Annotated in this window: 16 protein-coding genes and 1 pseudogene; 1 reads left to right on the top strand and 16 read right to left on the bottom strand. The window is 72.9% G+C overall.

Translation table 11 applies throughout. From position 1 onward, the window contains the following. Nucleotides 1-174: 174 nt before the first annotated feature. Nucleotides 175-1,602: an RsmB/NOP family class I SAM-dependent RNA methyltransferase gene (locus tag GV126_RS05170; protein WP_159663102.1), complete on the bottom strand. Its 1,428-nt coding sequence runs from the start codon at nucleotides 1,600-1,602 to the stop codon at nucleotides 175-177. 364 nt (nucleotides 1,603-1,966) lie between these two features. Further along, on the bottom strand, nucleotides 1,967-2,899 hold the full coding sequence (gene fmt / locus GV126_RS05175) for a methionyl-tRNA formyltransferase (protein ID WP_159663104.1): 933 nt from the start codon (nucleotides 2,897-2,899) through the stop codon (nucleotides 1,967-1,969). A 381-nt stretch (nucleotides 2,900-3,280) separates the two neighbouring features. Between fmt and GV126_RS05180 the strand changes: the two genes are divergently transcribed. Further along, entirely contained in the window at nucleotides 3,281-3,814 is a 534-nt protein-coding gene (locus GV126_RS05180; RefSeq protein WP_028423074.1) for a hypothetical protein, read from the top strand. Nucleotides 3,815-4,084: 270 nt separating this feature from the next. Here GV126_RS05180 and GV126_RS05185 read toward each other — a convergent pair. From GV126_RS05185 to pyrR, 14 genes and pseudogenes are all read right to left on the bottom strand, one after another. After that, nucleotides 4,085-5,686, bottom strand: a pseudogene (locus tag GV126_RS05185) (primosomal protein N'); the annotation flags it as partial. A gap of 317 nt (nucleotides 5,687-6,003) precedes the next feature. Beyond that, nucleotides 6,004-7,212 carry a methionine adenosyltransferase gene (gene metK, locus GV126_RS05190; protein WP_028423069.1) on the bottom strand — a complete coding sequence of 403 codons (1,209 nt, stop codon included), beginning with the start codon at nucleotides 7,210-7,212 and terminating at the stop codon, nucleotides 6,004-6,006. Nucleotides 7,213-7,438: 226 nt separating this feature from the next. Then, the gene (coaBC, locus tag GV126_RS05195; RefSeq protein ID WP_159663106.1) at nucleotides 7,439-8,644 is read right to left on the bottom strand and encodes a bifunctional phosphopantothenoylcysteine decarboxylase/phosphopantothenate--cysteine ligase CoaBC; all 1,206 of its coding nucleotides are present in this window, start codon (nucleotides 8,642-8,644) and stop codon (nucleotides 7,439-7,441) included. A gap of 177 nt (nucleotides 8,645-8,821) precedes the next feature. Then, nucleotides 8,822-9,094, bottom strand: coding sequence for a DNA-directed RNA polymerase subunit omega (rpoZ, locus tag GV126_RS05200; protein WP_004933985.1), 273 nt, complete (start codon nucleotides 9,092-9,094; stop codon nucleotides 8,822-8,824). Nucleotides 9,095-9,165: 71 nt separating this feature from the next. Beyond that, a complete protein-coding gene (gmk, locus tag GV126_RS05205) occupies nucleotides 9,166-9,759 on the bottom strand; it encodes a guanylate kinase (RefSeq protein ID WP_159663108.1) in 594 nt (197 codons plus the stop codon). Nucleotides 9,760-9,819: 60 nt separating this feature from the next. Continuing rightward, on the bottom strand, nucleotides 9,820-10,143 hold the full coding sequence (locus GV126_RS05210; protein ID WP_003977346.1) for an integration host factor: 324 nt from the start codon (nucleotides 10,141-10,143) through the stop codon (nucleotides 9,820-9,822). 288 nt (nucleotides 10,144-10,431) lie between these two features. After that, on the bottom strand, nucleotides 10,432-11,277 hold the full coding sequence (gene pyrF / locus GV126_RS05215; protein ID WP_185948213.1) for an orotidine-5'-phosphate decarboxylase: 846 nt from the start codon (nucleotides 11,275-11,277) through the stop codon (nucleotides 10,432-10,434). Next, nucleotides 11,274-12,380: a quinone-dependent dihydroorotate dehydrogenase gene (locus tag GV126_RS05220; protein WP_159663110.1), complete on the bottom strand. Its 1,107-nt coding sequence runs from the start codon at nucleotides 12,378-12,380 to the stop codon at nucleotides 11,274-11,276. The genes pyrF and GV126_RS05220 overlap by 4 nt, the downstream gene beginning before the upstream one ends. 127 nt (nucleotides 12,381-12,507) lie before the next feature. After that, entirely contained in the window at nucleotides 12,508-15,816 is a 3,309-nt protein-coding gene (gene carB / locus GV126_RS05225) for a carbamoyl-phosphate synthase large subunit (protein ID WP_159663112.1), read from the bottom strand. Next, complete coding sequence (gene carA / locus GV126_RS05230; protein WP_159663114.1) at nucleotides 15,809-16,951, bottom strand: glutamine-hydrolyzing carbamoyl-phosphate synthase small subunit; 1,143 nt, start codon at nucleotides 16,949-16,951, stop codon at nucleotides 15,809-15,811. Before carA ends, carB begins: the two co-directional genes overlap by 8 nt. After that, nucleotides 16,948-17,553 carry a PH-like domain-containing protein gene (locus GV126_RS05235; RefSeq protein WP_028423062.1) on the bottom strand — a complete coding sequence of 202 codons (606 nt, stop codon included), beginning with the start codon at nucleotides 17,551-17,553 and terminating at the stop codon, nucleotides 16,948-16,950. Before GV126_RS05235 ends, carA begins: the two co-directional genes overlap by 4 nt. Further along, nucleotides 17,550-18,836 (bottom strand): dihydroorotase, encoded by a 1,287-nt coding sequence (locus GV126_RS05240; RefSeq protein WP_159663116.1) that lies wholly within the window; start codon nucleotides 18,834-18,836, stop codon nucleotides 17,550-17,552. Before GV126_RS05240 ends, GV126_RS05235 begins: the two co-directional genes overlap by 4 nt. Nucleotides 18,837-18,842: 6 nt before the next feature. Continuing rightward, nucleotides 18,843-19,820 carry an aspartate carbamoyltransferase catalytic subunit gene (locus GV126_RS05245; protein ID WP_159663118.1) on the bottom strand — a complete coding sequence of 326 codons (978 nt, stop codon included), beginning with the start codon at nucleotides 19,818-19,820 and terminating at the stop codon, nucleotides 18,843-18,845. A gap of 104 nt (nucleotides 19,821-19,924) precedes the next feature. Continuing rightward, nucleotides 19,925-20,512 (bottom strand): bifunctional pyr operon transcriptional regulator/uracil phosphoribosyltransferase PyrR, encoded by a 588-nt coding sequence (gene pyrR / locus GV126_RS05250; protein ID WP_159663120.1) that lies wholly within the window; start codon nucleotides 20,510-20,512, stop codon nucleotides 19,925-19,927. Between the last annotated feature and the right edge of the window lie 136 nt (nucleotides 20,513-20,648).

The following is a 20,648-nucleotide window of genomic DNA, read 5'->3' on the forward strand; positions in this document are numbered from 1 at the left end:
CGTGGTCTTCGCCGTCTTCGACGTCTTCGCCCTCTTCGCCGCCTTTGCCCGCGACCGCGGGGTCGCCTTCACCGGCGAGTGAGGGGTGGCCCTCGTCGGCGAGCGCGGGGCCGGGCGCCCCTGGACGCGGACGTGCGTACGCGCCACGCGCACGCGCCGTGCTCCCGCCGGGTCTCAGCCGGTCCTGCGGATCAACGCCAGGTACATCGCGTCCGTCCCGTGCAGGTGCGGCCACAGCTGCACGTCGGGGCCGTCACCGAGCGCCGGCACGCCCGGGAGGAGCGGGCGGGCGTCGATCGGTTCGGCCGCGGGCACCTGCTTGAGCACGTCGGAGACGACCGCGCGGGTCTCGGCGAGGTGCGGCGAGCAGGTGGCGTAGCCGACGACGCCGCCGACGCGGACCGACTCCAGCGCCGTGCGCAGCAGGCCGCGCTGGAGCGGCGCGAAGCCGTCCAGGTCCTCCGGGCGGCGGCGCCACCGGGCCTCGGGGCGCCGGCGCAGGGCGCCGAGCCCGGTGCACGGCACGTCGACGAGCACCCGGTCGAAGCTGCCGGGTTGCCAGGCCGGGCGCGTGCCGTCGGCGGCGACGACCTGGTAGGGGCCGGGGTTCCCGGCGAGCGCCTTGGCGACCAGCCCGGCGCGGTGCGGCTGCTTCTCCGAGGCGAGCAGCACGGCTCCGCGCTCGGCGGCGAGCGCGGCGAGCAGGGCCGCCTTGCCGCCCGGCCCGGCGCATCCGTCGAGCCAGCGTTCGTCGGGGCCGTCCAGGGGTGCGTTCGCCAGGGCGAGCGCGACGAGCTGGCTGCCCTCGTCCTGAACGCCGGCACGGCCCTCCCGTACGGCCTCCACGGCGCCCGGCTCGCCGCCCTCGGTGAGCCGCACGGCGTACGGCGACCAGCGGCCGGGCACCGCGGCCTCCTCGCGCAGCAGTTCCTCGGGGGCCGCGCGTCCGGGCCGGGCGACCAGCGTGACCTCGGGGCGCTCGTTGTCGGCCTCGAGCAGTTCCTCGATGCCGGCGCGCCCGCCGCCCAGGGAGTCCCACAGGGCGGAGACGACCCAGCGCGGGTGGGAGTGGACGACGGCGAGGTGGTCCTCGGGGTCCTCGTCGTAGGGCGGGGCGACCTGCTCCAGCCAGCCGTCGAGGTCGTCCCGGGCCACCTTGCGCAGCACGGCGTTGACGAACTTGGCCCGCCCGTCGCCGAGCACGACCCGCGCCAGTTCCACGGTGGCGGAGACGGCGGCGTGGCTGGGGATGCGGGTGCCGAGCAGCTGGTGGACGCCCAGGCTGAGCACGTCCAGGACGGGCGGGTCCACCTCCCGCAGCGGACGGTCCACGCAGGCGGCGAGGATCGCGTCGTAGGTCCCCTGGCGGCGCAGCGTGCCGTACACCAGCTCGGTGGCGAGCGCGGCGTCCCGCGCGTCGAACTTCTCGGGCCCCTCCTTCTCGCGCGCCTTGCGCAGCAGCGGCGGCAGGACGAGGTTGGCGTAGGCGTCCCGCTCGTCCACGGCGCGCAGCGCCTCGAAGGCGAGGATGCGGACGGGGTCCTTCTGGGGCCGGCGGTAGGGCTTGGCGGGCCTGCGGGGCCGACGGGGGGTGTCGCTCACGAAAAGGTGCTCCGGGTGTGTGGGTGCGCCGGTCGGGTTGCCGTGCGCCGGTCGGGTGCGCGGGCGGTGCGCCGGGCGTCCGGCGGGGGACGGTTCGCCCGGTGCGCCGAGGGGGCGTTCGCGCGCGTCCCCCGGGGTCGGTGGCGCGGGCGGGCGTGCCGTTCCGGTGGGGTCGGGGACGGGTGCGCCGGTCCGGTGCGTCGTGACGCCCGTGTGCCGTCGTCAGAGGTGTGGCGGACGTGGCGGTCACGCCGGGGGCGGCCCACCGGGCGCCCCGCCCGCGCGCCTGCGCGCGGCCGCCCGCCGCACACCGGCCTGCGTCGCCCCCAGCCTACGTCGCCCCGCTCCCCGGCCGACGCGCCGGTCAGCCGCCGAGGGTCTCGCCCTGCGCGATGCGCGCTCCGCGGGCCCAGTCCGCCGCCCGCATCGGCTTCTTGCCCTGCGCCTGCACCCACAGCAGCTCGACGGCGTACGAACCGGTGCCCACGTACACGTTGTTCTTGCCCGCGGCGAGCGCGCCCGGGGCGAGGTCCGTGCGCTCGGGGACGGGCACGACCTGGATCAGCTTCAGCCGCTCGCCGCGGAACGTGGTCCAGGCGCCGGGTGCGGGCGTGCAGCCGCGCACGACGCGGTCGACGCGCAGCGCGGGGGCGTGCCAGTCGACCCGGGCGTCCTCGACGGTGATCTTCGGCGCCAGGGTGACGCCCTCGGCCGGCTGCGGCACGGCCTTCAGGGTGCCGTCCTCGATGCCGTCCATGGTCGCGGCGAGCAGCCCGGCGCCGGCCAGGGCGAGCCGGGTGAGCAGGTCGCCGCTGGTGTCGGTGGGCCGGATCGGCTCGGTGATCGTGCCGTAGACGGGCCCGGAGTCCAGGCCCTCCTCGATGAGGAAGGTCGAGGCGCCGGTGATCTCGTCGCCCGCCATGATGCTGTGCTGCACGGGCGCGGCGCCGCGCCAGGCGGGCAGCAGGGAGAAGTGCAGGTTGACCCAGCCGTGCCGGGGGATGTCCAGGACGGTACGGGGCAGCAGGGCGCCGTAGGCGACGACGGGGCAGCAGTCGGGCGCGATCCGGGTCAGCCGCTCCACGAACTCGGGGTCGCGCGGCCGGCCCGGCTTGAGCACCTCGATGCCGGCCTCCTCGGCCCGCTCGGCGACCGGGCTGGCGACCAGCCTGCGTCCGCGCCCGGCCGGCGCGTCGGGGCGCGTGACGACGGCGGCGACCTCGTGCCGCCCGGAGGCGAGCAGGGCGTCCAGGGCGGGAACGGCGACCTCGGGGGTACCGGCGAAGACGAGCTTCATGGGCGGGTGCGGGCCTCTCGGTCGGGGACGGGTACGCGGGCGGCCCACCAGTCTATGACCTTGAACGGCGGGCGGCGGCAGCCGATCCACGCGGGCTCCTGAGCCGCCCTCCGGGACGTGCGGACGGAGCGGCGGTGGCCGCCGCCCCGGGGCAGAGGCGCGCGCCCGGGTCGCGGACGGCAGCCCACGTCCGTCTCTCGGGGACGCATGCCCCGCCCCTCGGGACGCAGCGCACGCCCGGCCGGCGGGGGCGTACGCACATGCGCTTACGCCCCACACCGTGACCCGTGGCGCGAAAAGGCGTTGGTCAAGACAGAGTTGACCACCGTGGGCCGCTCGCGCGGTCCGCTTCCTTTCAACGCCGGTTCGAGAGGCTTGTTCATGGCCGACCACGCAACCCACGACGCCCAGGCCCGGGCCAGCCTGCACTTGCTGGTGCGGGACATCGAGCGGGTCCGCCGGCAGGTGGACGCTTTGCGCACGCTCACCGCCCAGCTGGGCAACGTCTACCGCCCGCGCCGCTCCGGCCCCTCCACGGGCTTCGTCGTCTACGGACGCGCCCCCGCCCCGACGGTCCGCCTCGCGCAGGAGCTGCGGGACAGTGTCGAGACCCTGGTCACGGCCGCCGTGGACTTCGACCGCTCGCTCGGCTTCTCCTGGGACGCCGTGGGCTCCGCGCTCGGGGTCACCAAACAAGCGGTGCACCGCCGCTACGGTGCACGGCGCGCTGCCGCGCAGGCGGCCGCGGAGGCCGAGCGCGGCCCGGAGCCCTCGGGCACCCGGACGGTCAACGTCGGCGGCGGCCTGCCGGTGGTGCCCGCGGCCCGCTCCATGCCGACGCAGCCGACGGCGGGCAGCCCGGTGCTGCGCGACGACCCGCGGCCGACGCCCTTCCCCGGTCCGCGCAACGGCTGACCCCCGGCACCGACACCGGGTCCGGTCACCGTCCAGCACGGCCCCCTCGCCTGCTCCCCTGCCGCTCGCCCGCACGATCAGGTGCCACCCGTCCGTAGGCCGTCGTCCCGCGCGCGCCCCCACCACCCGGCGCCCTTCCGGCCGGACCGGAAGGGCGCCGACGTCTGCGGGCGGAGGCAGGTGGCGGGCCGTGGACGGCGAACGACGGACTCCGGGCTACGGGCTACGGGCTACGGGCTACGGGCTACGGGACGGATTCCCCGGCGGCGGTCACCCGATGTCCGGCGGATCGATCCGCACCCACACCGGCTCGCCGCTCCCCCGCGCCATCCGTGCCGCCTGCGCGGCCTTCAGCGCGGCGGCGAGCGCCGCCCCGCGGCCGGGCGGCACGCGGATCAGCGCGCGCTCCCAGTGCTCGCCGGGCGGGGGCGCCCCCGGCCGCCGGGGCCGCCCGGGCGGGGTGACCGGCAGCGGCACGGGGCCCAGGACCTCGGCCTGCGCGGGCAGTTCGACGGCGTGCAGGAACTGCGCGACCGCCTCGGGCGGGCCGGCGACGGCCGCCATCCGGGACACCGGCGGGAACCCGAGTTCGGCCCGCTCGGCGAGTTCGCGCACCGCGTGCCCGACCGGGTCCCAGCGGACCAGGGCCTGCACGGGCCGCAGCGTCGGCTCGGCCACGACGACGACCGTGCCGCCCGCCGACTGCGGCCGCACCAGCGCGGCGGCCGCGATCCACCGGCGCAGCGCGTCCTCGCCCGCCCGCAGGTCGGGCCGGCTCAGCATGGCCCAGCCGTCCAGGAGCAGGGCCGCCGCATACCCGCCCTCCGCGACCGGCTCGGCGCCGGGCGTGCTCACCACGAGCGCGGGCGCGGCCGGCACCGTGTCCAGGACGTGTTCGCGTCCGGAGGTGCGCACCGGTACGGCGGGGAGGGCCCGCCCCAGCTCCTCGGCCGTGCGCCGGGCGCCGACGACCTGGGCGCGCAGCCGGAACGCGCCGCACTCCGGGCAGTGCCAGGCGGACTCCTCCCGGCCGCACCAGCCGCAGCGCAGCACCGAGGCGTCCTGCCCCTGCAGGGGGCCGGCGCAGTGGCGGCAGCGGGCCGGTGCCCGGCACTGGGCGCACGCCATCCGCGGGACGTACCCGCGGCGGGGCACCTGGACGAGCACGGGCCCGTGCCGCAGCCCGTCGCGGGCCACCTGCCAGGCGAGCGAGGGCAGCCGGGCCGCCCGGGCGGCCTCGTCCCGTGCGAGATCGGCGTCGCCGACGGTGCGCACCAGGGGGGCCGTCCGGCGGACCTGGTCCCGGTGCGCCGCCAGGGGCCGGGCCCAGCCGCTGTCGACGAGCTGCGCGGCCTCCACGGTGCAGCTGCGGCTGCCGAGCAGGAACGCGCACTTGTCCTGGGCGGCGCGCAGCAGCAGCACCTCGCGGGCGTGCGGCTGCGGCGCGTGCTGCTCGCCGAGGCTGTCGTCGCCGTCGTCCCAGAGGGCGACCAGGCCCAGGTCGCGCACCGGTGCGAACATGGCGGCCCGGGTGCCGACGACGGCCCGTACGGAGCCCCGGCGCACCGCGAGCCACTGCCGGTACCGCTTCTCGGGGCCGGCGTCCGCGGGGAGCAGGGCGTGCCGTCCCTCGCCGAGCTGGGCGGTGAGCGCGGCGTCGACCCGGGCGGCGGCCCGGCCGTCGGGTACGACGACGAGCGCGCCGCGGCCGGAGGCGAGGGTCGCGGCGACGGCGCGGGCCAGTTCCTCGCTCCACTCGGGTCCGGGCAGCGCGTTCCACACAGCGCGCGGGGAGCCACCGGCGGCCAGCGCCTCGATGAAGGCGGCCCCCTGGGCGTAGCGGGTCCAGGAGCCCGCGGCGGGCGGCGGGGGCTCCTGGACCCGCTACGCCCGTCCCCGTCCACCCGGGGCACCCCGTCCTTGCTGCTCACGCTTGCATTCTTACCAAACGGCACTGACAGTCGGCTCGTGCCGACGGCCGGGTCCCGCGCTCCTGGGCCGGGGCCCGCGGCACCTGCTGTCCTGGGGCACGGCAGCACCGAGGAGGGGAGGACCTCCGGGGCGGGCCGCCTGAGGTCGGCCGCTCGCGGGGCCGGAGCCGACCGACCCCGGCCGACCGGAATCCGACACGCCGAGGCCCGGCCTCCGAAGACCGGAAGCCGGGCCCACTGCGGAGTGCTACGTGAGCTTTACAGCCCCGCCGCCTTGCGCAGTGCGTCCACGCGGTCGGTGCGTTCCCAGGTGAAGTCGGGCAGCTCGCGGCCGAAGTGGCCGTAGGCGGCGGTCTGGGCGTAGATCGGGCGGAGCAGGTCGAGGTCGCGGATGATGGCGGCCGGGCGGAGGTCGAAGACCTCCTCGATGGCCTGCTCGATCTTCTCGTGGTCGACCTTGGCCGTGCCGAAGGTCTCCACGAACAGGCCGACCGGCTCGGCCTTGCCGATGGCGTAGGCGACCTGGACCTCGCAGCGGGAGGCCAGGCCCGCGGCGACGACGTTCTTGGCGACCCAGCGCATCGCGTAGGCGGCCGAGCGGTCCACCTTGGAGGGGTCCTTGCCGGAGAAGGCGCCGCCGCCGTGGCGGGCCATGCCGCCGTAGGTGTCGATGATGATCTTGCGGCCGGTCAGGCCCGCGTCGCCCATCGGGCCGCCGATCTCGAACCGGCCGGTGGGGTTGACCAGCAGACGGTAGTCCTCGGTGTCCAGCTTGATGCCCTCGTCGAGGAGGGCCTTCAGCTCGGGCTCGACGACGAACTCGCGGATGTCGGGGGCCAGCAGCGACTCCAGGTCGATGTCGCTGGCGTGCTGCGAGGAGACGACGACCGTGTCCAGGCGGACCGCCTTGTCGCCGTCGTACTCGATGGTGACCTGGGTCTTGCCGTCCGGGCGCAGGTAGGGGATCGTGCCGTTCTTGCGCACGTCCGACAGGCGCTTGGACAGCCGGTGCGCCAGGAAGATCGGCAGCGGCATGAGGGTGGGCGTCTCGTCCGAGGCGTAGCCGAACATCAGGCCCTGGTCGCCGGCGCCCTGCCGGTCCAGCTCGTCGTCGTCGCCCTCGACCCGGGCCTCGTAGGCCGCGTCCACACCCTGCGCGATGTCCGGGGACTGCGCGCCGATGGACACCGACACACCGCAGGAGGCGCCGTCGAAGCCCTTCTTGGAGGAGTCGTAGCCGATCTCGAGGATCTTGCTGCGGACCAGGGTCGCGATGTCCGCGTAGGCCTTGGTCGTCACCTCGCCGGCCACGTGCACCAGGCCGGTGGTGATCAGCGTCTCCACGGCGACCCGCGAGGTGGGGTCCTCGCGCAGAAGCGCGTCGAGAATGGTGTCGCTGATCTGGTCAGCGATCTTGTCGGGGTGACCCTCGGTCACGGACTCCGAGGTGAACAGGCGACGGGACACAACGCTCCCTGGGGTTGCAGCGGCTGCTGGCTGATCATTGGCGGACGGCACGGGGCTGCACCCGGCGCCGTCCTAGGACAGTTTATCGGTCGCGCTCGGCCGCCGGCCCACCTGTCTCGCCTCTCGGGAGCGCTGTGACCTGCGGCACGGGCATTCTGCCCGATGCCCGGCTAGCTGAACACCTCCGGGACGCGCCGCCCGAGTGAACGCCCGACACGTCGCGACGTCAGCTCAGCCGGGCGGCGACCAGGTCCCAGACGGTGTCGGCCAGCGCCTCCTTCGGCCCGTGCGGCACGGGGATCTCGCTGCCGTCGGCGGCCAGGACCACGGCCTCGTTCTCCTCCGAGCCAAAGGTTTTGCGCTCCCCGACCTCGTTGACCACCAGCAGGTCGCAGCCCTTGCGGGCGAGCTTCTTGCGGCCGTTGGCGAGGACGTCGTCGGTCTCGGCGGCGAAGCCGACGATCACCTGTCCGGGCCTCGCCCGGTCGGCCGATATCTCCGCGAGGATGTCCGGATTGCGCACCAGGGCGATGGGGTCGGGGTCCTGGTCGTCCTTCTTCTTGATCTTCCCGGGGGCGTAGGCCGCGGGGCGGAAGTCGGCGACGGCGGCGGCCATGACCACCGCGTCGGCGTCGGCGGCCGCCTTCAGCACGGCCTCGCGCAGCTGGACGGCCGTACCGACGGGGACGACGTCCACGCCGGCCGGGTCGGCCAGGCCGGAGGTGTTCGCGGCGACCAGCGTGACGCGGGCGCCGCGGGCTGCCGCGGTGCGCGCCAGGGCGTAGCCCTGCTTGCCGGAGGAGCGGTTTCCGAGGAAGCGGACGGGGTCGAGGGGTTCGCGGGTGCCGCCGGCGCTGATCACGACGTGCCGGCCGGCGAGGTCGGGTTCGCGCACGCCCCTGGCCAGGACGCGGCGGCAGACCTCGAAGATCTCCACCGGGTCGGGCAGGCGTCCCTTGCCGGTGTCGACGCCGGTGAGGCGGCCGACGGCCGGTTCGATGACGACGGCGCCGCGGCGGCGCAGCGTCGCCACGTTCTCCTGGGTGGCCGGGTGCTCCCACATCTCGGTGTGCATGGCCGGAGCGAAGACCACCGGGCAGCGCGCGGTGAGCAGGGTGTTGGTGAGCAGGTCGTCGGCGAGGCCGTGGGCCGCCTTGGCGAGCATGTCGGCCGTGGCGGGGGCCACGACGACCAGGTCGGCGTGCTGGCCGATGCGGACGTGCAGCACCTCGTGGACGTCGTCCCAGACCTCGGTGGCGACGGGGTGGCCGGACAGGGCGGACCAGGTGGCGGCGCCGACGAAGTGCAGCGCGGAGGCCGTGGGGACGACGCGCACGTCGTGCCCGGACTCGGTCAGCCGGCGCAGCAGCTCGCACGCCTTGTACGCGGCGATGCCGCCGCTGACTCCCAGAACGACCTTCGGCTTGTCCACCGTCTCTCCCGGATTCGGCCCCGGTGCGCCCGGTGCGGCGCACGCCTTCTATGACACACCACAGGCCCGGCAGTCGTGGTGCCGGGCCTGTGGAAAAACCTGCTGCGGTCTGTTGGTACGACGAATCAGGGGGCGGGTCGCGCACGCCTCGCGGCGCGCCGACGCGTCCCTACCGACTCACTGACCGGGGCCCTCGACGGCCTCGGACGTCAGCAGACCCGCGTTGATCTCGCGCAGGGCGATGGAGAGCGGCTTCTCGTGGACGTGGGTGTCGACGAGCGGACCGACGTACTCCAGGAGGCCCTCGCCGAGCTGCGAGTAGTACGCGTTGATCTGACGGGCACGCTTGGCCGCGTAGATCACGAGGCTGTACTTCGAGTCGGTGGCCTCGAGAAGCTCGTCGATCGGCGGGTTGATGATGCCCTCGGGCGCGGAGATGGAAGAGGACACGCTCTACCTTCCGATGGATGGGAAAGAATCAGTCGGTGTGGTCGGTGCGGCCGTCACGGCGACCGTCACGATCACACAACACCCATCAAGGCTAGCAGCTCACGCGCCACGTCCTCGACGGAGGTGTTGACCAGGGTGCGGTCGAACTCGGGTTCGGCCGCCAGCTCGGTGCGGGCCGCCTGCAGCCGGCGTTCGATCACCTCGGGCGGCTCGGTCCCCCGGCCGGTGAGCCGGCGCACCAGCTCCTCCCAGGACGGCGGAGCGAGGAAGACCAGCTGCCCTTCCGGCATGGACTCGCGCACCTGCCGGGCGCCCTGGAGGTCGATCTCCAGCAGGACCGGTACGCCGGCCTCCAGATGCTCCAGGACCGCGGCACGCGGCGTGCCGTAGCGGTTGCCGGCGAACTCGGCCCACTCCAGCAGCTCGCCGTTGGCGATCATCTTGTCCATCTCCTCGTCGGTGACGAAGAAGTAGTGGACGCCGTGCTCCTCGCCGGGACGGGGCTTGCGGGTCGTCGCCGACACCGAGAGCCAGACCTCGGGGTGTTCCTTGCGCATATGGGCGACGACCGTGCTCTTGCCGACCCCGGAGGGGCCGGAGAGCACGGTCAGCCGCGGACGTGCGTCCGGGGGCACGGGGGACGTCCCCCGGGGTGTTACAGCCATGCAGCGATTATTCCAGCAATCCCGGGGTGCCCGGGACTCCACGTCCCGGGCACCTGGGGTTCAGGAACCGGTGCTGCCGAACTCGCGCTCCAGGGAGGCGATCTGGTTGGAGCCGAGGCCGCGCACGCGACGGCTCTCGGAGATGCCGAGTCGCTCCATGATCTGCTTGGCGCGGACCTTGCCCACGCCCGGCAGGGACTCAAGAAGGGCGGACACCTTCATCTTGCCGATGACGTCGTTCTCCTGGCCCTGCTTGATGACCTCGTGCAGGGAGGCGCCGGAGTGCTTGAGTCGATTCTTGACCTCGGCCCGCTCCCGGCGAGCCGCGGCGGCCTTTTCGAGCGCGGCTGCGCGCTGTTCAGGGGTAAGGGGCGGAAGAGCCACGCCTACGTCACCTCGGATGTCGAACTGTCGGATACGGACCGGTGAGGAACCTAGCCGTCCCACACCTGGGGAGCCACGAGCAACACGCTCGCCCGTTCTCCCCCACTGCCTGCGGGGCGTGGGAGGCGGCCCCACTCGACGGAGACTAGCGGTCAAGGGCGTCGGAGTCAGCGAGAACAGCGGAAAAGTCCTGGTCAGCCTCAGTCAGGGCCGGACATTTAGGACATATTGCCCTGTATTTGAGAATGTATCCAGACTCCGAAGCGCCCCGGACCGCCCGCGCAAGGCTCAGCCGGACCCCACGGCGGCGCGGATCTCGTCCGCGAACCGGCGTGCAGACTCCCGCAGCGCGGCGATGTCGGGACCGTGACGAAGAACACCCCGGCTGACGTTCGGCACGACGTTGCGCACCGCGCCGCCGAACACCGCCGGAAGGTCCGCGGCGCTCGCGCCCTGGGCGCCGATCCCGGGCGCGAGGAGCGGCCCGTTGATGTCCAGGTCGTAGGACGACAGGTCGCCGAGCGTGGCGCCCACCACGGCGCCGAAGGAGCCGAGCGGGCGCTGCCCGGCGTTCTCGGCGGCGAGGTGCGCGAGCACGGTCGCCCCGACGCTGCGGCCGTCGGGCCGCAGGGCGTGCTGCACCTCGGCGCCCTCCGGGTTGGACGTCAGCGCCAGCACGAACAGGCCCGCGCCGTTGTCCCGGGCCAGCTCCACCGCCGGCTTCAGCGAGCCGTAGCCCAGGTACGGCGAGACGGTCAGCGCGTCCGAGAACAGCGGCGCGTCCTTGTGCAGGAACGACTCGGCGTAGGCGGCCATGGTCGAGCCGATGTCACCGCGCTTGGCATCCATGACGACCAGCGCGCCCGCCGCCCGCGCCTCGCGCACCGTCCGCTCCAGCACGGCCACGCCCCGCGAGCCGAACCGCTCGAAGAAGGCGCTCTGCGGCTTGAGGACGGCGACCCGGTCGGCCACCGCCTCCACCACCGTGCGGCTGAACCGCTCCAGGCCGGTGACGTCGTCGTTCAGGCCCCACTCGGCGAGCAGGGAGGCGTGCGGGTCGATGCCGACGCACAGCGGGCCGCGCTCGTCCATGGCGTGGCGCAGGCGGGTGCCGAAGGGCTCCAGAGGGCTCATGCGTGGTTCCTCACGTCGGCGCCGACCGCGTCGGCGAGCGTGGCGTACGGGCTGGTGCGCAGCCGCGCGGCGAGCCCCTTGTGGATCGCGCGGGCCCAGAAGGGGCCCTCGTAGATGAAGGCGCTGTAGCCCTGGACCAGCGTGGCGCCCGCCAGGATGCGCTGCCAGGCGTCCTCGGCGTTCTCGATGCCGCCCACGCCGATCAGGGTGATGCGGTCGCCCACGCGCGCGTACAGGCGGCGCAGCACCTCCAGGGAGCGTGCCTTGAGCGGCGCGCCGGACAGGCCACCGGTCTCCTTCACCAGGGCGGGCTGCGAGCGCAGCCCCAGGCCCTCGCGCGCGATGGTGGTGTTGGTGGCGATGATGCCGTCCAAGCCCAGTTCCACGGCCAGGTCGGCGACCGCGTCCACGTCCTCGTCGGCGAGGTCGGGCGCGATCTTGACCAACAGCGGCACGCGGCGGGCGGGCACGACCCGGTCGGCGGCCTCGCGCACGGCGGTCAGCAGCGGGCGCAGCGCCTCGGTGGCCTGCAGGTTGCGCAGGCCGGGGGTGTTCGGGGAGGAGACGTTGACGACGAGGTAGTCGGCGTGGGGCGCGAGGCGCTCGGCGGACTTCACATAGTCGGCGACGGCCTCCTCCTCCGGGACGACCTTGGTCTTGCCGATGTTGACGCCGACGACCGTCTTGAACACCTGCGTGCGGGAGGCCAGGCGGGCGGCGACGGCCAGCGAGCCGTCGTTGTTGAAGCCCATGCGGTTGATCAGGGCCCGGTCCGCGACGAGCCGGAACAGACGCTTGGTGGGGTTGCCGGGCTGCGGCTCACCGGTGACGGTGCCGATCTCGACGTGGTCGAAGCCCAACATGGACATGCCGTCGATCGCGACGGCGTTCTTGTCGAAGCCGGCGGCCAGCCCGAAGGGGCCGTGCATGCGCAGCCCCAGGGCCTCGGTGCGCAGTTCCTTGTAGCGGGGCGCGAGGACGGCGGCGAGGAAGGTGCGCAGGACGGGGATGCGGACGGCGAGACGGATCCAGCGGAAGGCGAGGTGGTGGGCCTGCTCCGGGTCCATCCGCCGGAAGACCAGGCGGAAGAAGAGCTTGTACATCTCGGGATAAGTCCTCGGGGTCCTCGTGGAGACCTCATGGGGCCATGTCCCATGTCCCATGGGCCCCTCACGACAGGGGGTCCTCATGACGAGGGGGACACCGTTTCCGGTGTCCCCCTCGTCGCTGCTAGTCGCGGGCCGCGGTCAGGAACTCGGCGTGTTCCTGCAGGGAGCGGACCCCCACCTCGCCCCGGTTGAGGGCGTCGATGCCCTGGACCGCGGCGGCGAGCGCCTGGACCGTGGTCAGGCAGGGCACGGAGCGTGCCACGGCCGCCGTACGGATCTCGTAGCCGTCGAGGCGGCTGCCGGTGCCGTAGGGGGTGTTGACGATGAGGTCGACCTCGCCGTCGTGGATGAGCTGGACGATGGTCTTCTCGCCGTTCGGGCCGGTGCCCTCGGACTGCTTGCGCACCACGGTGGCGTGGATGCCGTTGCGCTTGAGGACTTCGGCGGTGCCGGAGGTGGCGAGCAGTTCGAAGCCGTGGGCGACCAGCTCACGGGCCGGGAAGATCATCGAGCGCTTGTCGCGGTTGGCGACCGAGATGAACGCCCGGCCCTTGGTGGGCAGCGGGCCGTAGGCGCCGGCCTGCGACTTGGCGTAGGCGGTGCCGAAGACGGAGTCGATGCCCATGACCTCGCCGGTGGAGCGCATCTCCGGGCCGAGGACGGTGTCCACGCCGCGGCCGTGGATGTCGCGGAAGCGGCTCCACGGCATGACGGCCTCCTTGACGGAGATCGGCGCGTCCAGCGGGATGGTGCCGCCGTCGCCGTTCTTCGGCAGCAGGCCCTCCGCGCGCAGCTCGGCGATGGTGGCGCCCAGGGAGATCCGGGCGGCGGCCTTCGCCAGCGGCACCGCGGTCGCCTTGGAGGTGAAGGGCACGGTGCGGGAGGCGCGCGGGTTGGCTTCCAGGACGTAGAGGATGTCACCGGCCAGCGCGAACTGGATGTTGATCAGACCGCGCACGCCGACACCCTTGGCGATGGCCTCGGTGGAGGCGCGCAGCCGCTTGATGTCGAACCCGCCGAGCGTGATCGGGGGCAGGGCGCAGGCGGAGTCGCCGGAGTGGATGCCGGCCTCCTCGATGTGCTCCATCACGCCGCCGAGGTAGAGCTCCTCGCCGTCGTAGAGGGCGTCGACGTCGATCTCGATCGCGTCGTCGAGGAACCGGTCGACCAGCACCGGCCGGGTGGGGCTGATCTCGGTCGACTCGGCGATGTACGCCTCCAGGCGCGCCTCGTCGTACACGATCTCCATGCCGCGCCCGCCGAGCACATAGGACGGCCGGACGAGGACCGGGTAGCCGATCTCGTCGGCGATGGCCTTGGCCTCGGCGAAGGTGGTGGCCGTGCCGTGCTTGGGGGCGGGCAGGCCCGCCTCCGCGAGGACCCGACCGAAGGCGCCGCGGTCCTCGGCGGCGTGGATGGCCTCCGGGGAGGTGCCCACGATCGGCACGCCGTTGTCCTTCAGGGCCTGGGCCAGGCCCAGCGGGGTCTGGCCGCCCAGCTGCACGACCACGCCCGCGACGGGGCCGGCCTGCCGCTCGGCGTGGACGACCTCCAGCACGTCCTCCAGGGTGAGCGGCTCGAAGTACAGCCGGTCGGAGGTGTCGTAGTCGGTGGAGACGGTCTCCGGGTTGCAGTTGACCATCACCGTCTCGTAGCCGGCCTCGCTCAGCGCGAAGGAGGCGTGCACGCAGGAGTAGTCGAACTCGATGCCCTGCCCGATGCGGTTCGGGCCGGAGCCCAGGATGATCACGGCCGGCTTCTCGCGCGGCGCGACCTCGCTCTCCTCGTCGTAGGAGGAGTAGAAGTACGGCGTCTTCGCGGCGAACTCGGCGGCGCAGGTGTCCACCGTCTTGTAGACCGGGCGGATGCCCAGCGCGTGCCGCACCTCGCGCACGACGTCCTCGCGCAGGCCGCGGATCTCCGCGATCTGCTGGTCGGAGAAGCCGTGCCGCTTGGCCTCGGCGAGCAGGTCGGCGGTCAGCTCGGGCGCCTCGGCCAGCTCGTCGGCGATCTCCTTGATCAGGAAGAGCTGGTCCACGAACCACGGGTCGATCTTCGTGTACTGGAAGATCTCCTCGGGGGTGGCGCCCGCGCGGATGGCCTGCATGACCGTGTTGATCCGGCCGTCGGTGGGACGGACGGACGCCTCCAGCAGTGCCTGCTTGTCGCCGGGGTCGCCGACGAAGGTGAACTGGCTGTTCTTCTTCTCCAGCGAGCGCAGCGCCTTCTGGAAGGCCTCGGTGAAGTTGCGGCCGATGGCCATGGCCTCACCGACCGACTTCATGGTGGTGGTCAGCGTGGAGTCGGCCTGCGGGAACTTCTCGAAGGCGAACCGCGGCGCCTTGACGACGACGTAGTCCAGGGTCGGCTCGAAGGAGGCCGGGGTCTCCTGGGTGATGTCGTTGGGGATCTCGTCCAGGGTGTAGCCCACGGCGAGCTTGGCGGCGATCTTCGCGATCGGAAAACCGGTCGCCTTGGAGGCCAGCGCGGAGGAGCGCGAGACGCGCGGGTTCATCTCGATGACGATCACACGGCCGTCGGCCGGGTTGATCGCGAACTGGATGTTGCAGCCGCCGGTGTCGACGCCGACCTCGCGGATGATGGCGATGCCCATGTCCCGCAGGATCTGGTACTCGCGGTCGGTGAGCGTCATCGCGGGGGCGACGGTGATCGAGTCACCGGTGTGCACGCCCATCGGGTCGAAGTTCTCGATGGAGCAGACGACCACGACGTTGTCGTTCTTGTCGCGCATCAGCTCCAGCTCGTACTCCTTCCAGCCGAGGATGGACTCCTCCAGGAGCACCTCGGTGGTCGGGGAGAGCGCGAGGCCGGTGCCCGCGATGCGGCGCAGTTCCTCCTCGTCGTGCGCGAAGCCGGAGCCGGCGCCGCCCATGGTGAAGGAGGGGCGGACGACGACCGGGTAGCCGCCGAGGGTCTCCACGCCCTTGAGGACGTCGTCCATGGAGTGGCAGATGACCGAGCGGGCGGACTCGCCGTGTCCGATCTTCCTGCGGACGGCCTCCACGACCTCCTTGAACTGGTCGCGGTCCTCGCCCTTGTGGATCGCCTCCACCTTCGCGCCGATCAGCTCGACGCCGTACTTCTCCAGCACGCCGTTCTCGTGCAGCTTGATGGCCGTGTTCAGGGCCGTCTGGCCGCCCAGCGTCGGCAGGAGGGCGTCGGGGCGCTCCTTGGCGATGATCTTCTCGACGAACTCGGGGGTGATCGGCTCGACGTAGGTGGCGTCGGCGATCTCGGGGTCGGTCATGATCGTCGCCGGGTTGGAGTTCACGAGGATGACCCGAAGGCCCTCGGACTTCAGCACCCGGCACGCCTGGGTGCCGGAGTAGTCGAACTCGGCGGCCTGGCCGATGACGATCGGGCCGGAGCCGATGACCAGGACGGACTGGATATCGGTGCGCTTAGGCACGCTGGCCCTCCATCAGGGAAACGAAGCGGTCGAACAGGTAGGCGGCGTCGTGCGGGCCGGCGGCCGCTTCGGGGTGGTACTGGACGCTGAAGGCCGGCTTGTCGAGAAGCTGGAGGCCCTCCACCACGTTGTCGTTCAGGCAGACGTGGGAGACCTCGACACGGCCGAAGGGGGTGTCGGAGACCTTGTCGGTCGGGGCGTCCACGGCGAAGCCGTGGTTGTGCGCGGTGACCTCGACCTTGCCGGTCGTACGGTCCTGCACGGGCTGGTTGATGCCGCGGTGGCCGTACTTCAGCTTGTAGGTGCCGAAGCCGAGCGCGCGGCCCAGGATCTGGTTGCCGAAGCAGATGCCGAACAGCGGCGTGCCGCGCTCCAGGACGCCCCGCATCACGGAGACCGGGTGGTCGGCGGTGGCCGGGTCGCCCGGGCCGTTGGAGAAGAACACGCCGTCGGGGCCGACCGCGTAGACGTCCTCCAGGGTGGCGGTGGCGGGCAGGACGTGCACCTCGATGCCGCGCTCGGCCATGCGGTGCGGGGTCATGCCCTTGATGCCGAGGTCGACGGCGGCGACGGTGAACTTCTTCTCGCCGATCGCGGGGACGACGTAGGCCTCCTGGGTGGCGACCTCGGCGGACAGGTCCGCACCGAGCATCTCGGGGGCCTCCTTGACGCGCGCCAGCAGCGTGGCGTCGTCCTGGACGGCGTCCCCGGAGAAGATGCCGACGCGCATGGCGCCGCGCTCGCGCAGATGGCGGGTCAGGGCGCGGGTGTCGATGCCGCTGATGCCGACGACGCCCTGGGCGGCCAGTTCCTCGTCGAGGGTGCGCTTGGCGCGCCAGCTGGAGGGCACGCGCGCGGGGTCGCGCACGACGTAGCCGGCCACCCAGATGCGCCGGGACTCGGGGTCCTCGTCGTTGACGCCGGTGTTGCCGACGTGCGGGGCCGTCATGACGACGACCTGGCGGTGGTAGGAGGGGTCGGTGAGGGTCTCCTGGTAGCCGGTCATGCCGGTGGAGAACACGGCCTCGCCGAACGTCTCCCCCACGGCCCCGTAGGCGCGGCCCCGGAAGATCCGGCCGTCCTCCAGGACGAGTACGGCGGGAACCCGTGCAGTTCCCCTGGTGGAGGTGGTCATCGTTCGGCGCCTTCCTTGGTGTGCGTGTCGCGCTGTGTTGTGATCATGGAGTTGAGGGCCTCGACCCAGTCGGTGTGCTCGGCCGCCCGGTCGGAGCGGAACCCGGAGTCGAGCAGCTTGCCGCCGTGCTCCCAGGTGACGATCAGCAGGCCGCCCTCGGTGAGGACCTTGCCGGCGATGCCCTTGTCGAGCCGGGCGCCGCGCAGCCGGTCCGCGGGGACGAAGAAGTCGCTCGCGCCGGGGCGTACGACGTCCACTCCCGCGTCCGTCAGGGTCAGCTCGGCCCGGCTCCGGGTGCCCAGGCCGTGCGCCACGATGCGGTCCAGCCACTGGCCCGCGGTGGTGGAGCCGTGGTAGCGGCCGGTCATGGTCAGTTTCGCCGCGCCGGGCTCCTGCGGGGCCTCGGGCAGCTCCGGCAGGTCGCTCTGGAGGGTGCCGCGCCACTTCCAGCCCTCGCGCATCAGCCAGTAGACGAGGGCGACGAAGAGCGCCAGGCCCACGAGCCAGCCGATGCGGGCGCTCCAGTCGGTGACGGTCGCCGACTTCTCCTCGGCGGCGAGTGAGGTCGCGAGCCGGGCCGCGAGCTGGGGTGCAGGTGTCACGTGAGCTTCCCGTCGACGAGGGTGGCCTTGCCCCGCAGCCACGTGTGGGTGACACGGCCCGGCAGCTCGCGTCCCTCGTACGGGGTGTTGCGGCTGCGCGAGGCGAAGCCCGCGGGGTCCACCGGGCCACGGTATGCCGTGTCGACGAGGGTGAGGTTGGCGGGCTCACCTGCCGAGACGGGACGGCCGTGCCCGGTGGCCTGTCCGATCTGCGCGGGCTTGAAGGACATGCGGTCGGCGACGCCGGCCCAGTCCAGCAGGCCCGTGTCGACCATGGTCTCCTGCACGACCGACAACGCGGTCTCCAGGCCGACCATGCCCATGGCGGCCGCGGCCCACTCGCAGTCCTTGTCCTCGTGCGGGTGCGGGGCGTGGTCGGTGGCGACGATGTCGATCGTGCCGTCGGCGAGCGCCTCGCGCAGGGCGTGCACGTCCCGCTCGGTGCGCAGCGGCGGGTTGACCTTGTAGACCGGGTTGTAGGTGCGCACCAGCTCGTCGGTGAGCAGCAGGTGGTGCGGGGTGACCTCGGCGGTGACCTGGATGCCGCGGGACTTGGCCCACCGGACGATCTCGACGGATCCGGCGGTGGACAGGTGGCAGATGTGCACGCGGGAGCCGACGTGGTCGGCGAGCAGCACGTCCCGGGCGATGATCGACTCCTCGGCGACGGCCGGCCAGCCGCCCAGGCCCAGCTCGGCGGAGACGACGCCCTCGTTCATCTGGGCGCCCTCGGTGAGGCGGGGCTCCTGGGCGTGCTGGGCGACGACGCCGCCGAAGGCCTTCACGTACTCCAGCGCCCGGCGCATGATCACCGCGTCGTCCACGCACTTGCCGTCGTCGGAGAAGACGGTCACGCCGGCCGCCGACTCGTGCATGGCGCCCAGCTCGGCGAGCTTGCGGCCCTGAAGGCCGACGGTGACGGCCCCGATGGGCCGCACGTCGCAGTAGCCGTGCTCGCGGCCGAGCCGCCAGACCTGCTCGACGACGCCGGCGGTGTCGGCGACGGGGAAGGTGTTGGCCATGGCGAAGACGGCGGTGTAGCCGCCCGAGGCCGCCGCGCGGGTGCCGGTCAGGACCGTCTCGGAGTCCTCGCGGCCCGGCTCGCGCAGGTGGGTGTGCAGGTCCACCAGGCCCGGCAGCAGCACCTTGCCGCCGGCCTCCACGACCTCGGCGCCCTCGGCGCTCAGGCCCGTGCCCACCTCGGCGATGGTCTCGCCGTCGATGAGCACGTCCTGCGGCTCGCCGCCGAGCACCTTCGCACCACGGATCAGGATCTTGCTCATCTTCTCTTACTTCTCCTCGGTACGAGAGTGGGTGACGGCGGGCTCGTTGCCGCCCAGCAGCAGGTACAGGACGGCCATCCGGATGGACACGCCGTTGGCGACCTGCTCGACGGCGGTGCAGCGGCCGGAGTCGGCGACCTCGGCGGTGATCTCCATGCCGCGGACCATCGGGCCGGGGTGCATGACGATGGCGTGCTCGGGCAGCTTGGCCATGCGGTCGGCGTCCAGGCCGTAGCGGCGGGAGTACTCGCGCTCGGTGGGGAAGAAGGCGGCGTTCATGCGCTCGCGCTGGACGCGGAGCATCATCACCGCGTCGCACTTGGGCAGGGCCGCGTCCAGGTCGTAGGACACCTCGCAGGGCCAGGTCTCGACGCCGACCGGCAGCAGGGTGGGCGGGGCGACCAGGGTGACCTCGGCGCCGAGGGTGTGCAGCAGGTCGACGTTGGAGCGGGCGACGCGGCTGTGCAGGACGTCGCCGACGATGGTGACGCGCTTGCCGGACAGGTCCTGGCCGAGTCCGGCGTCGGGGCCGATCAGCCGGCGGCGCAGGGTGAAGGCGTCCAGCAGGGACTGGGTGGGGTGCTGGTGGGTGCCGTCGCCGGCGTTGATGACGACGGCGTCGATCCAGCCGGAGGTCGCCAGCCGGTAGGGCGCCCCCGAGGCGCTGTGCCGGATGACGACGGCGTCGACGCCCATGGCCTCCAGGGTCTGGGCGGTGTCCTTCAGGGACTCGCCCTTGGAGACGCTGGACCCCTTGGCGCTGAAGTTGATGACGTCCGCGGACAGGCGCTTCTCGGCGGCCTCGAAGGAGATCCGGGTGCGGGTGGAGTCCTCGAAGAAGAGGTTCACGACGGTGCGGCCGCGCAGGGTCGGCAGCTTCTTGATCGGCCGGTCGGCGACCCGGGCCATCTCCTCGGCGGTGTCGAGGATCAGGACGGCGTCGTCGCGGGTGAGGTCGGCGGCCGAGATGAGATGACGCTGCATCTGTCAGGCTCCGTAAGGCAGTTCAGGAAAGGGAGATTCCGGGCAGGCGAGGGCACGGCGGGCCTGCGCGGGGGCGTACGGCGGGCCGTACGCGCGCGCGTGCGCTAGTGCTGGTGCCCGCCCTGGGCGGCCGGCTTGGCGCCGAGCAGCACGGTGTCGCGGCCGTCCTCCTCGGCGAGCTGGACCTTGACCGTCTCCCGCAGCGACGTGGGGAGGTTCTTGCCGACGTAGTCGGCGCGGATCGGCAGTTCGCGGTGGCCGCGGTCGACCAGGACCGCGAGCTGCACCGCGCGCGGGCGCCCGATGTCGTTCAGGGCGTCGAGGGCGGCGCGGATGGTACGGCCGGAGAAGAGCACGTCGTCGACCAGGACGACGAGCCTGCCGTCGATGCCGTCCCCGGGGATCTCGGTGCGCGCCAGCGCACGCGGCGGGTGCATGCGCAGGTCGTCGCGGTACATGGTGATGTCGAGGGAGCCGCAGGGGATCCTGCGCTCGGTGATCTGCTCCAGCTTGGCGGCCAGCCGCTGGGCGAGGAACACGCCGCGGGTGGGGATGCCGAGGAGCACCACGTCGTCGGCGCCCTTGGCGCGCTCGACGATCTCGTGGGCGATGCGGGTGAGCACCCGCGCGATGTCAGGGCCTTCGAGAACGGGCCGGGCGGCGGATGCCTCCGCCTGCGCGTGCGTGTCCATACGAAAGGGACCTCCTTCTCCGCCTCACGGGACGGACCTTAAAGGACGTCGTAATTGCGCCATCCACGGTAGCAGGTGCCGCGGACCGCTCACGGTCACCCCCCGCCGCCCGGCCCGTTCTCGAAGGCCCTGACAT

This window comes from Streptomyces mexicanus (assembly GCF_902506575.1).
In the GTDB taxonomy this organism is placed as follows: Bacteria; Actinomycetota; Actinomycetes; order Streptomycetales; family Streptomycetaceae; genus Streptomyces; species Streptomyces mexicanus.

Excerpts from the sequence above, each read along its gene's own strand:
- fmt (WP_159663104.1), bottom strand. The coding sequence starts at position 2,899 with ATGAAGCTCGTCTTCGCCGGTACCCCCGAGGTCGCCGTTCCCGCCCTG.
- GV126_RS05245 (WP_159663118.1), bottom strand. The coding sequence starts at position 19,820 with ATGCAGCGTCATCTCATCTCGGCCGCCGACCTCACCCGCGACGACGCC.
- carA (WP_159663114.1), bottom strand. The coding sequence starts at position 16,951 with ATGACCACCTCCACCAGGGGAACTGCACGGGTTCCCGCCGTACTCGTC.
- GV126_RS05180 (WP_028423074.1), top strand. The coding sequence starts at position 3,281 with ATGGCCGACCACGCAACCCACGACGCCCAGGCCCGGGCCAGCCTGCAC.
- pyrF (WP_185948213.1), bottom strand. The coding sequence starts at position 11,277 with ATGAGCCCTCTGGAGCCCTTCGGCACCCGCCTGCGCCACGCCATGGAC.
- pyrR (WP_159663120.1), bottom strand. The coding sequence starts at position 20,512 with ATGGACACGCACGCGCAGGCGGAGGCATCCGCCGCCCGGCCCGTTCTC.
- gmk (WP_159663108.1), bottom strand. The coding sequence starts at position 9,759 with ATGGCTGTAACACCCCGGGGGACGTCCCCCGTGCCCCCGGACGCACGT.
- GV126_RS05240 (WP_159663116.1), bottom strand. The coding sequence starts at position 18,836 with ATGAGCAAGATCCTGATCCGTGGTGCGAAGGTGCTCGGCGGCGAGCCG.
- GV126_RS05220 (WP_159663110.1), bottom strand. The coding sequence starts at position 12,380 with ATGTACAAGCTCTTCTTCCGCCTGGTCTTCCGGCGGATGGACCCGGAG.